This is a genomic window from Mucilaginibacter gossypii (assembly GCF_017569325.2).
GTDB classification, from domain to species: domain Bacteria; phylum Bacteroidota; class Bacteroidia; order Sphingobacteriales; family Sphingobacteriaceae; genus Mucilaginibacter; species Mucilaginibacter gossypii.
This window is the reverse complement of record NZ_CP071878.2, coordinates 1863477-1875617: the sequence shown is the minus strand read 5'-3', so window position 1 is coordinate 1875617 and position 12141 is coordinate 1863477. Positions and strand designations below refer to the sequence as shown.

Annotated in this window: 15 protein-coding genes; 5 read left to right on the top strand and 10 right to left on the bottom strand. The window is 42.4% G+C overall.

All coding sequences use genetic code 11. From position 1 onward, the window contains the following. Positions 1-7 precede the first annotated feature (7 nt). Positions 8-1141 (top strand): efflux RND transporter periplasmic adaptor subunit, encoded by a 1134-nt coding sequence (locus J3L18_RS07935; RefSeq protein ID WP_112653777.1) that lies wholly within the window; start codon positions 8-10, stop codon positions 1139-1141. Between the two features lie 34 nt (positions 1142-1175). Beyond that, positions 1176-1559 (top strand): hypothetical protein, encoded by a 384-nt coding sequence (locus tag J3L18_RS07930; protein ID WP_129570067.1) that lies wholly within the window; start codon positions 1176-1178, stop codon positions 1557-1559. A gap of 309 nt (positions 1560-1868) precedes the next feature. Here the strand turns inward: J3L18_RS07930 and J3L18_RS07925 are convergent, their stop codons facing one another. From J3L18_RS07925 to J3L18_RS31080, 5 genes are all read right to left on the bottom strand, one after another. Beyond that, on the bottom strand, positions 1869-2915 hold the full coding sequence (locus J3L18_RS07925) for a response regulator (RefSeq protein WP_129570066.1): 1047 nt from the start codon (positions 2913-2915) through the stop codon (positions 1869-1871). Positions 2916-3283: 368 nt separating this feature from the next. Next, a complete protein-coding gene (locus J3L18_RS07920) occupies positions 3284-4132 on the bottom strand; it encodes a universal stress protein (protein WP_129570065.1) in 849 nt (282 codons plus the stop codon). Between the two features lie 34 nt (positions 4133-4166). Further along, positions 4167-5003, bottom strand: a complete 837-nt coding sequence (locus tag J3L18_RS07915; protein ID WP_129570064.1) for a putative universal stress family protein — start codon at positions 5001-5003, stop codon at positions 4167-4169. A gap of 262 nt (positions 5004-5265) precedes the next feature. Continuing rightward, the gene (locus J3L18_RS07910; RefSeq protein WP_146749916.1) at positions 5266-5472 is read right to left on the bottom strand and encodes a hypothetical protein; all 207 of its coding nucleotides are present in this window, start codon (positions 5470-5472) and stop codon (positions 5266-5268) included. A gap of 120 nt (positions 5473-5592) precedes the next feature. Next, a complete protein-coding gene (locus J3L18_RS31080) occupies positions 5593-5901 on the bottom strand; it encodes a DUF3943 domain-containing protein (RefSeq protein ID WP_129570287.1) in 309 nt (102 codons plus the stop codon). Between J3L18_RS31080 and J3L18_RS07905 the strand changes: the two genes are divergently transcribed. Then, positions 5868-6026, top strand: a complete 159-nt coding sequence (locus J3L18_RS07905) for a hypothetical protein (RefSeq protein WP_189549281.1) — start codon at positions 5868-5870, stop codon at positions 6024-6026. The genes J3L18_RS31080 and J3L18_RS07905 overlap by 34 nt on opposite strands. Positions 6027-6064: 38 nt before the next feature. On the opposite strand, the gene J3L18_RS07900 is transcribed toward J3L18_RS07905, so the two are convergent. From J3L18_RS07900 to J3L18_RS07885, 4 genes are all read right to left on the bottom strand, one after another. Continuing rightward, a complete protein-coding gene (locus tag J3L18_RS07900) occupies positions 6065-6745 on the bottom strand; it encodes a BON domain-containing protein (protein ID WP_129570062.1) in 681 nt (226 codons plus the stop codon). 231 nt (positions 6746-6976) lie between these two features. Further along, the gene (locus J3L18_RS07895; protein ID WP_129570061.1) at positions 6977-7399 is read right to left on the bottom strand and encodes a helix-turn-helix domain-containing protein; all 423 of its coding nucleotides are present in this window, start codon (positions 7397-7399) and stop codon (positions 6977-6979) included. Positions 7400-7630: 231 nt separating this feature from the next. After that, a complete protein-coding gene (locus J3L18_RS07890; protein ID WP_189549279.1) occupies positions 7631-8734 on the bottom strand; it encodes a S1C family serine protease in 1104 nt (367 codons plus the stop codon). A 16-nt stretch (positions 8735-8750) separates the two neighbouring features. Beyond that, complete coding sequence (locus tag J3L18_RS07885; protein ID WP_189549277.1) at positions 8751-8909, bottom strand: hypothetical protein; 159 nt, start codon at positions 8907-8909, stop codon at positions 8751-8753. A 300-nt stretch (positions 8910-9209) separates the two neighbouring features. Here J3L18_RS07885 and J3L18_RS07880 point away from each other — a divergent pair, with 300 nt between their 5' ends. Continuing rightward, complete coding sequence (locus J3L18_RS07880; RefSeq protein WP_129570059.1) at positions 9210-10064, top strand: universal stress protein; 855 nt, start codon at positions 9210-9212, stop codon at positions 10062-10064. Positions 10065-10343: 279 nt separating this feature from the next. Then, a complete protein-coding gene (locus J3L18_RS07875; RefSeq protein WP_129570058.1) occupies positions 10344-11354 on the top strand; it encodes a metal-dependent hydrolase in 1011 nt (336 codons plus the stop codon). A 108-nt stretch (positions 11355-11462) separates the two neighbouring features. Here the strand turns inward: J3L18_RS07875 and J3L18_RS07870 are convergent, their stop codons facing one another. Continuing rightward, entirely contained in the window at positions 11463-11909 is a 447-nt protein-coding gene (locus J3L18_RS07870) for a pyridoxamine 5'-phosphate oxidase family protein (protein ID WP_091164280.1), read from the bottom strand. Between the last annotated feature and the right edge of the window lie 232 nt (positions 11910-12141).

Here is a 12141-nt window from a genome sequence, read left to right as displayed (position 1 = left end):
TATGATCATGAAACCCATTATATATTTATCAGTCATCATTATTCTGCTATCTGCATGCGGCGAAAAAAAACCGGCAACAGATAATACAGGTAAAGCAGAGAATACTAACATTGTAACCCTGACGGATGCGCAGCTAAAAAATGCATCGATACTTACAGGCAAGCTTGAGCAAAGGGAAATATCATCTGTGTTAAAACTCAATGGAAAAATCGATGTTCCGCCGCAAAATATGGTTTCCATTAGTGTCCCCCTTGGTGGGTATTTAAAATCAACCAAGCTGTTGCCGGGCATGCATGTGAATAAAGGTGAAGCCATAGCGATGATAGAGGACCAGCAATATATCCAGTTACAACAGGATTATCTTACAGCAAAGGCCCGGATAGGATACCTGGAAAATGAATATAACCGCCAAAAAGACCTTAACCAAAGCAAAGCGAGCAGTGACAAGGTTTTTCAGCAGGCCGAGGCCGAATACCGCAGCCAGCAAGTGTTAATTAGCTCATTAGCTGAGAAATTACAACTCATTGGTATCAACGTACGAACTATCAGCGCCTCAAAAATATCCAGGAGCGTCAATATATACTCTCCTATAACCGGCTTTGTATCTAAAGTAAATGTCAATATCGGCAAATATGTGTCCCCGACGGAGGTGCTGTTCGAGTTGGTCAACCCAACAGATATACACCTGGCGCTGAAAGTATATGAGAAGGATCTGGATAAATTATATATCGGTCAAAAACTGGTGGCCTATACCAACAACCAACCCGCAAAAAAACACGAAGCCGAGATATTACTGATTGGCCGGGATCTTTCTGCCGACAGGAACGCAGATGTGCATTGCCATTTTGAAACCTACGATAAAACACTGGTTCCGGGTACTTATATGAATGCAGAAGTACAAGTAAAAAATACTAAGGCATATGCCATAGCTAACGAAGCCATTGTTCAGTTTGAAGGTAAACAGTATATCTATAAAGTTATCGGGAACCGACAGTTTGAGATGACCGAGGTTAATATAGGCGAAAGTGAAAACGGCTTTACCGAAATACTGTTGCCAACAAAGGATATGACCGCGAACGCTGTTTTTGTAACCAAAGGCGCGTATTCATTATTAATGATGATGAAGAATAAGGCGGAATAAAATTAAATAGAGTTTAAACTAAGGCCTGTCAAATATGAAAACTAATATCACGATGAAATTAGTCATCTCAGTAGTCACCATCACTATATTATCATCATGCGAAAAAGCTATTGTATATAATGGGAATGTTAATGTTATGGTACAATACAACCAACAACCTGTGCCAGATATTCCTGTTTATTACTATGCCGGGATGCCTGAAAAAGACAACTCAGGCAACATTACATATCAAGGAATGCAGCTTTCCGCTATTGATGGAAGTGTAACTTTTAGGCAATTACCCCCTGGGCAATATCACTTTACAGCATCTGTTTTTTTGAATCCTGCCCATAAAGCAGTGGGAGCGGACACTGATATTACTGTAAGAAAGCGATACCGGGACGAAAGTAACTATCAAATACTACTCCCCCTTCGTTAAATTAAGTCCGGAAACAGAAAATGCCTCTTGGCATTTTCTGTTTCACTCGGCTGTTGTCGTAATAGAATAAATTGCTAAGCACTGCAGATTGCAGATCGATTTTTGCAGTTTGGCTTTTCTGGTGTAAAGAATTACATTATATCCTGATCTGCTTATTTATTTGATTCAAGGACCGCAGCCATTAACTGGTTATTATAGTGATTAGATTGAGCGCACGTGCACCTTCAACTGCTTCGGTGTTCCGAACCAGCGATACAAGGGACATCGGCATGTTGCGTTATCTGAGTGAGAAAAATATCCGAAAGTAGCTTAGTGTCTGGCTTTTGCAAAATTTATGGCATCCAATATCCGTATATGGCTGCCCTTTCTTTCAATTAAGCCTTCTTCTTTAAAATCGCTAAGTGTACGGCTAACGGTTTCTGTGGCCATACCAGCCATAGCTGCTAACTCATCACGCGATATTTTAAAATCATTATGATCCGGAAATTGCGACTGGAGGCGCAATAACACTTGTAACATTCGGTTTCGCACAGAAGAGTATGCAAATTGCAGCAATTGCTCTTCTTTTTCACGAATATTATTACATAAAATTCTCATAAATTGCTGACTAATATCCGGATATTGTGAAATCAGATCCATGATCATATCCTTGGGTAGGAGGCACACCACCGAATCATCTATCGCCTCAGCGGTGTCGACATGTTTGTCTGTGAATAGCTCGTTAATCCCCACATATTCTTCCGCTTTGTAAAGCCCGGTCACTAATTCGCGGCCATCTTCAACAAGCTTAAACGTCTTGACAAAACCCTCCAATACCAAATAAATGCCTTCTGGATTATCGCCTTCATAGTACAAAATATGTTTCTTTTTAAGCTGCCTCACTTTTCGTTCGGCAATCAATCTTTTTAACTCATCGCTACCAAGAACATGTTCGGAAGCCAGGCGTTGTAAACTTGTCAGAGAGCGACTATAAAATGTCTTGAGGTTTTCCTGCTTCTGAAGACGGCAGTCGATTGCGTGCAGTAGTTCTTTATCGTCAAACGGTTTGGTCAAATAATCGTCAGCCCCCATAGCCATCCCTTTTCGCAGATCTGGCTTTCCGGTTTTAGCTGTTAAAAATATAAAAGGAATAGTTGCCGTGTAAGGGCTTTTATTCAGAATGTTCAGTACACCATATCCGTCAAGTTCAGGCATCATGATATCGCAGAGTATCAGATCCGGTCGCTGCCTGATGGCTGTCTTAACGCCACTTTTTCCATTTTCGGCCGTGATTACTTTGTAACCGCTCATCGCGAGAATTTCAGCAGTACTCTCCCGAATATCGCTATTATCTTCAATGACAAGGATTGTCTTCATAATATTATAATCAATTGAACAAATGATTTATTAAATATTCTAATGCTTTTTCCTGGATAAGTAAAGACATTCTGATGATATTATGTGACCTTTAACTTATTTAAACAATAAACTATTTCCAATAAACAGAGAACATGCAAAGCAGGAAAAAAAGAAAATTCGTTACTGCAACGTAATCAGCACCTGCATTTTTAACTATGCCGATTTACCATTTTTAGCGCGGTACCGTCTATAGTTGCATTATGCTGCCGCTGCCGGCCAGCCCAGGCACCACTATTCCATTTCGTCCCTGATCGGCGCGGAGGCTGCCCGCTTATGCTATACTTGATTAATCTTTTTTCCTCTCAGTTTAATTTCAAATTATCTGCTTACTTTACCACCAATAAAGGCACTGGCATGTGGCCTGCCGATTGTTGGGTTCGACTTCCATGGAAAAGTTGGTCAAAAAAACCATGTTGATGATGAGCCATTGCAAGCAGGTTTATGTGGGCGTGAGCTATGAGCCAATTTAAACCATTGGCGACATGCTTACTGTTGACTGTTCTGACACTGACTTTTTCATAACCGTATTTGGTCATGATTCCGTCTTTTAAAGCATCAATCACCAATCTGTAATCCTGATCATCAACATCCCAATGGATATGCGCTAATATTAATTCTGCGCTTAAGGATCTTGCCAGCAACACCACATTCTTCAACGCGTCCAAATCGTTGTTAATATGTTTGAGGTCGGTGGCAAACCCTATCCTCATGATTGGCTGAAACTTCGCGCCTATCGGAACCAGTAATAAGGGGCGTACAGCCGACTCTATCATTTTGCGGCTATGGTTACCAACCATCCAGGTCCCTAAATGGTCGTTACTGTGGGCACCAACGATAATCAGGTCTGCCTTATACCGATCAGCTTCCGTATTTACAACATCAGTAACGAAACCAGGGCCCTGAATACACAATATCTCTGGTTTATAGCTGTCAATGTTTCCTGTTGCAATCATATCCTCTTTCATTTTGGAAAGTTGCAGCTTGCTGTCGCGGTCTATATCGTCATAAACTGCCTCCGGCCAGGCAACAGTTCCGCTTTGTGGTACTTCTGCAGGTACATTCAAGGTATGGCAAAGTAATAACTTAGCCTCCAGGGCTTGTGCAAGCCGGTAAGCGTAATTTGCAACATGACTGGAATTAGCTGAAAAATCAGTCGCGATCATCAATGTCTTCATAATTGTCAATTTAATAAGGTAAATAGCTCCGTTTTTATTTGCTATGTGCTATAAATAACGGCAGGTCCAAAACTTCCATTAGTTTATTAGCCATACTATTGTTGAACATTCGAGAAACAGCTCCCCGGCTGTAAGCCCCCATTACCACAACAGCTCCCGGATCGGCTTTTTTCAACCAGTCAAGCAATACATCTTCCGGATCACCTGTCAACTGCGTTGTTACCAGGTCATCGTAATGACATCGTACATATTCACCAATCAGGTTTCCATCGGGTAGTAAAGCCAAGGGGCGTTGGCTTACGCAAACAACCTCGGCGGGGTATTTATTTGCCCATGGAAATAAAGAATTGAATGTTTTTAGCGCAAATACAGAGGACGGATGACCATCGTACAAAATAATTATCCGTTTGATTGAATGGTAAACCGGCGGAACAACCAATACCGGGCTCTGAGCACCGGCCAGGAACTCTTTAATAAAGGGTGCAGGCCTTTCCTGATAATAGTGATTTAAAGTTTCGACAACGTTGATAACTGTAAGGTCGCTGTAAATACTTTCTTTGATCAGCTCGTTGATCGCAAAACTTTTGTCTTTATGCACTACATAACTAACCTGCTTTTCAGCGCATATCTTTTCAAATAGGGCGATAGTCCTATCACAGGTTGTCCGGTCTTTTCTAAGCAACCGGTTCAGCTTATCTCCTGAAACACCCTGACTTCCCACCATGTCAAAAATATCGAAGCTATGATAGAGAAAGTCCTCCAAAAAAACCCCGTTAATTACCATATGGTCGCGGCTTGCCAGTTCAATAGCGTAGTCAAGGGTTGCCTGTGAGAATTTCAGGCCGTCAAATGCTGCACTGATCTTTTTCATATTATTTCTATATGATATGTCAAATGTAATTTATTGAAGGGCAGTGCAATATGATGACAGTCAGCAGTCACAGTGATCTGCGTCATATCCGTTTTAGTTAAAATTCAAGCTGTATCGGCAAGAAAACCGGAGATAGGGATAGCGGGCGGTGATCTTTGGGTATTTTGATAATACCCACGCAAATAAAAATATCTGGGTTCCAAACACGCCGATACACCACTACACAAGCGAAGACCAACTTCGCCCGTAACAGCTCGCGATACTAATGCGAGGCATTGCCATTGACGGTACCGATTAGTCCGCCCCGGTAATTGAAGCGAAAAAATAGACAATTAAACATGGTAGCCCCAAATTGCCCGTAAAAGCCTACTCCGGTCCCATAATCATAGTTACGGCCCTTAAAATGGTAAGGATCGGGCACGGCGGCCAGTATCACCGACCAGCCGCCTGCACTCGCTGTGACTTGCAACTGCTTATTAAGTGTAAAAGCTGAAATCCAATTCAATTTGACACTTTGCGCGCTATTAAAAAAGCCTCATTGTGGATATAGTCATAATTTGCGGATAAGGTAAGGAGTTGAGGATTATGCTCAACTTTGCTTAGCCACCATCAGTGCTAATATTTCGCTAAACTGCCGCTTAAAACCGCGCGTATGATTATTAACAATCTGGTTTGATAAACGGTAGGTCATTTCACCGAGGGCGATACCGCCGAAACAGGTATTGATAAAATCGTTCGGTGAAGGGTATTGTTTTTCGGCAGCGGCCTCCCAAATATAACTGCCGAATAGCGTTGGCGGTACCGACTGCCAGAATGTATAACCATTTGCACGGAACGCACTAAAATAAAGACTGCCATGGAAGGATGCGCGAACTGATTTGTGCCGAAAGCGCCGTATCTGCTACAGTAGTTCCGTTTGATGAATATCCTGGATTAAATAACAGAAAATTCCGTTGGCCGGAAGCAACCGTACTGGCCATCATCAGGCATAACAGTAAACAAACCGGGCGGCACATAGTTTAAACAACAAGTTGCGGCTACATGATTACTTTCATATCCTCTCAGATGTGTGACTGCAACATTAATTCAGGCTCTTCAACAATCAACTTACTGTCCAGGCTGGTAACTCCGGGCGCAGCCCACACGATATCTTCCGCCTCCTCCTTTTCGGCAAAAGAGCGCACTTTGCCGGTAAGTGTCGCTTTGTTCCCGCTTACAGAAACTATAATCCTGGCGGCATCTATTGCGGCCCTGCGAAGAAAAGCTTCACTTATTTTCTTTGCCAAATCATCAGCGCTTACCTTTGGGCGTATGGTAATAGAATTATTTACGGCCTTTACACCATGGAGGTGCTGTATAGCGGTGCTGGCACTGTTACGCTGAACGTCCCATTCCACCTCTCCTTCTAACATCACAATACCATTTTCCACTTTTACTTTAATACTATCTTCAGGAATCCCTGTATGCCATTTAAGGGCATGCAGCACGGCCTCGGCTATTACCCCATCGTTTGTGTTGTACGCAGGAGATACTCCAATCTGGATATTCTCAGCCAGCGCTTTCACGCCGGCTACCTTTCTGGCAGCGTTTTCAGCAGCTAATTTCCTGCCATATGTGTCCACTTGTCCGGAAAGTGTTACTACACCTTTTTTTACGCTTACTTTGATTTCTGCATCATGAAGGATAGGATGCCATTTAAGCTCGTCCATCACATCTTTCTGAATTTCAAGATCTGTTTTCATGTTTTTTTGAATAAATAACTCGTAATTGCTGAAGTAAATAAACCGTAAAGTAACGAGAGTTGACATGACCGCAATCACCTGGCGACCTGACCTTGATCAGCTTTGGAAAGTGTCCGCGGCGTAATATTTGATGCCCCTCAGGTAGCGAAATTAAAAGCCTTGCCCGGTTAAAAAACAATGAATAGCCAATCTGTCCTGTAAATACATGGCAAATCAAAGTTTATTATTAAACTATCGGATCAGTTTTTTTCCTGACATAAGTTTTTCATTAAATGCCTCTAATAACTTAATGTATCTTCTCATCCAATAATAGATCGGATCATCCGGCTTTTCGCTACCTTCATCTAAACCGCCCAATGTTTGTATGTTGACAGCCCCTAACCTTTCGGGCAGTTCTTGAGGAAACTCCTTGGTAAAATCATAATTTAAGACATATCCTATTTTGCAAACAATTTCAAAATCCAGATCCTCTGCTTCAAACCAATTGTAAAGCGTCCGGCGACTTACCTGCAGCGCCCTGGCAATATCGCTGATGCTCGCGGAATTCCGGCGTATGACGAGTTCAACCACACGACCACGATGCAGGCACCCCCTATTGTTGCCAGGGCTGTTGTTCCCAAATTCGCCAGCCATTGATTTTTTTTCACTGTTCATAAAGAATAAATTATCGCCCCGCCAGGCTTCCAAATCAAAAATTAATATTTAATAAAATATACTTATGCCAACTAAAGATTGCTTCAGAATATTGGCCAAGTTGTATCACCATATTTGTTCGGACCAAAAGATCAAGCAAATAACCTTCGTCACTTAACGTCTCTCATACACACCGCATTTCCATAAATTAGTTCGGCCGCTTTTCCCAAACAAGTCATACTCAAGCTTGATTTATTTTCTATGAACAGTGCGCAGTAAAGGCCATGCATCGCCTTTGCTACCTGCGACATTCCGGCTGTTATTATCCGCCGAAAGCTTAACAGGCAGCGATATTTGCCCGTTATCTCGCCAAATAACCAGGGTAATGCGATCTCCCGGAGCTCGTTCCGCCAGCATTTCTCTGCATTGGGCGGTATTTTCAAGCGTAATTTTATCGAGCATCAGCAAAATATCGTCTTTCCGAACACCTGCCAGATCCCCCGCTCCTCCCTTTATCACGCCTTTTACCAGCACGCCGTTTACATTCTTCGTCTTTAACCGGCCCGCCTGTCTGGCATCCATATCACGGAGAACAATATCAAGTGATGCATGGTGAACCTCGCCAAAGGCAACCAAATCCAGCCATGCCTTTTTTACAATCCCCGAGGGAATGGCAAATGAATAGCCAGAGAATGAACCCGTAGGAGAAAGTATTGCAGCATTTATACCAATTAATTTCCCAGACACATCTACAAGTGCGCTACCGCTCATGCCTTCATTACTGGCAGCGTCTGTTTGCAGGTATGAATTAACGCCCGACGCAGCGCCCAGATCGTCAATTCCGCGGAAACGGGCACTCAAAATGCCGGCTGTAACCGTTGAGTTTAATTCCAGCGGATTTCCAACAGCGAGTACAGGGTCTCCGATGCGAACCAAGTTGGAATTTCCTATTTCCAAAAATGGTAAGCCATCAGCCTGTATTTTCAGTAATGCCAAATCTGCCGCCGCATCTATCCCGAGCACTGTTGCGTGGAAAGCCCTGCGATCTTGTAATATAACAACCACGCTATCTCCTGCCGCTATTACATGGGCGTTTGTAATAATGTAGCCGTTAGTACTTAAAAGTACGCCTGAAGCATCACTAACAGCTGTATCATAAGCAGATCTGTCGAATCTTTGACCAATCTGCGCGGGCAATTGCGGACGCCTGGATAATAAGCTGTCTGAAAGATAAGAGGTAACCCTTACCACCGCGGGCAACGCTCTTGCGGCTGCCAGGCTTAAGTCGGTCATTGTAGCCTGGGCGCTTCCCCTTGCAGGTAACATCACTAACAAGTAGATAATAAGCCTCTTCATTTTATAGTTAATAAAATTAACAGCTGCACAATTCTGCTTTTGCTTTATCGGCAGCAACTCTGACTGTATTGGCGAATTCATTCTTTGAATTGATACGGGTTTTCATGGATAGCCAAGCGCGGTAATGCACTGTATTGATTATCTCACGAATTTCCGGGTTGAGCGTTGTAGCCATATTTGTCTCTTTCAAGCCCAAATTAAACATAGTTACAAACCGGTAACAATGACCCCCATCATCCAAATAGGTAACTTTGCTCACATCATCATTGTATTGCGCTGAATATCATTTTTTTTAATGCTGATCATCATTTATAATCAAACTGCGCGGAAATATATTTGATTGACTTAAAAAACCTGTCAACCAGGAGCGAACGCGCAGGTTACCTTTAATAATAGCCGCCTGCGGTAAACTGCAGACGAAGCATAAAAAATGCGAAAACACACCTACAATCACAGCACTTAAATTAAGATTCAAATGAAAAAACTACTGGTTCTCACGGATTTTTCACCGAACGCTGCACATGCGGAGGCTGCAGCATTAAGGTATTCGGCCAAGCTTGGCTGGGGCATTGTTTTGTATCATACCCTGCGGTTCATTCCGTTGATTCCCAGTGACACTGCGGGTCCTTATGTCACAGAAACCACGAGCATGCTGTTTGCCGATGCCAGGGAGAGATTAAGTCTCGAAGCCGATCATCTGAAAAAACTTGCCGGTAGTGTACCGCACTACCACCCGGATATTGAGATAAAAAACGGCGAAGGTACCCTAAGCGACGTAATAGAAGAAATTTCCGGCCAACGTGAAATTGAAATGGTAATTATGGGCGGAAGGTCCGACAGCGCCCTGGAGCACTTATTGACGGGCAGCGATACAGCAGCGGTTATTCGCAAAGCTGTCAAACCTGTGCTGATTTTACCGACAGGCGCTGAACAGTATATACCTCAATACGTCGTTTTTGCAACCGATTTTAATACCGCTGATTTGCCGGCGATAGATTTTTTAATTGATTTATCTGAAACGCTCGATTTTCATTTCGATGTTGTGCATGTTGTACAGTCCAATGAAGTGGCTGCCGATATTGTCCCGAAAGTTACCTTCAGTAAGTTTCTTGCCCAACGCGGGCTCAGTTGTACCCAAATACCTGGCAAAAACGTACATAAAAGCTTGCATGAATATTGCCGGGCACATCAAGCTAATGTATTAGCAATGACTCATGGTCGCCATTCTTTAATTTCGAGACTTTTTAGCCAGAGTGAATCCTTAACCGCAATCACCGACAAACAATCTGCGGTTCTGGTTTTTCCGCCTGCTTTTAACAAGTCTGTCTGAAAGCTGCTATTTCTGGCATCATTAGGTGTTAATTGATGATTAACTTTACTAACATTATTTGTCAGCCCATTGCATGCCCGCAAATCCAAACGATAAAGTCACCGATAAAGCATCTTAATCCACATCTATCTCGATATCTGTAAGATGGTTCAGCGGTCCATTCAAAGTACATTCAAGTTCATCGTTTTATTAAAATGTTTTTTAAAATGATTATGCTCACCCGATTTGATGTTCTAAAGCAGCATATCACGCAGTACTTTTTATTATTTTAACACTGCTATGGATACACTAACACATCTTACGATCGGCGCCTGCGTAGGCGAAGCGTTTGCCGGCCGCCGGTTGGGTAAACGCGCAATGTTATGGGGAGCAACAATCCATAGCTTGCCAGACATTGATTTCCTGAACGCGTTCTGGTTCTCCACCCCAAGAGCTCTGTTGGCGCATCGCGGCTTCACCCATTCTTTTTTGTTTTGTGCGATGATCTGCCCTTTGCTGACGATTGCTGCCAACCGTCTGACACCGAGCTCAAATATATCCCGGCAGCAATGGTGTGTCTTCTTCGTGTCGCTTTTATTATTGCACGATGGGTTGGATGCACTCAATAATTACGGAGTTGGCTGGTTCGAACCGTTTAACGAAGCCCGTATAGCGTTCAATCTAATTTACGTGGCTGATCCCTTTTTTACTATTTGGCCGCTCGTTGCATGCCTCGCATTGCTTTATTTAAAACAGGATTATAAGAGAAGAAAAATATGGTATACTGCAGGCTTGGGTATAAGTTGCTTTTACTTGTTATATTGTTACAAACACAAATTGGTGATGGACCTCTCGGTTAAGGCGCTGCTAAAAGAGCAAAACATCCGGTACACAAGGTATTTTACCACTCCGGCCCCCCTTCAAAATTGGCTATGGTACATTACCGCGGGGACAGATAGCGGTTATTATACCGGATACCGATCTGTATTTGATCGAAAACAACATTTAGCATTAACTTATTTCCCACGTAATACGCATTTACTTAATAGCTCTAAATATCAAAAAGATATAGGCAGGCTCTTGCAGTTTTCACAACAATTTTATACTGTGGAATTACGGAAGGACACAACTGTGTTCAATGATTTACGTTTTGGTCAGATTATAGGCTGGCAGAACCCTAATGCCGGTTTTGCATTCCATTATTTTATCCAATACCCTGAGCAGAACAAACTCGTTGTACAGCGCGGCAGATTTGCCGACTGGAACTGGCAGGCTACCAAATCGCTATACAGGCGCATTAAGGGAGACTAAATCGTGTAAAATCTATAACCATTATTGTTAGGAGGCCTGCGTAGTGTTTTGTCGGGAAAACAAAAATTATTTGTCAATTGAATGTTTAGATTTATTGTGGGATGCCTGTTAATTTATTTCATAACGACCGGTCTTGTTGATAATTCTAATTCTATACCATATAGCTTCACGTACAGCAGCAGCCTGTGCATGCTCAATTGCTCCATGAGCAGGCAAACTACGACGTTCTTCGAGGAGTGTCATTATTTTTTCTATTAGCAATTTTATAGCTTTTTCTCTTTCGTCTCCATGAATCTCCTCAAAACGTCCCCAAATAACCACACTCCACCAAGTTGCAAGGTTTAGTATCTCATCAACCTGAAAGCAAACATCTGGATTTTTATTCATGATCGTCGTCTTCATACCTTCCTTTGAATGCGCATAGATAAATTCGCCATCATAAACATAGGTGACGGGTACAATATAGGTGACGCCATCAGCATGACAACCGATCCTTCCAACGATTTGTTCGCTTAACAATTGTGTTATTCTCTCTTCGTTTAGTTCTTTTGCCATATCATTTATTTTTGCGTTAAGGTTATGGTACAAAACCCGTTACGTGACCTGTGGATAAAGACAAAATAATGGTTAACCATACTTACAAATTTAATTTAAACCGAACATCCATTCAATGATTTCTGTCACGTTTGATATTTTACGTTTAATACCTCATTAATTTTTTTTGGAAAAAACCAACTTAATATTTACATTAGTAAACGACCTTAGATCATACCTTAAAGCCCTTTAA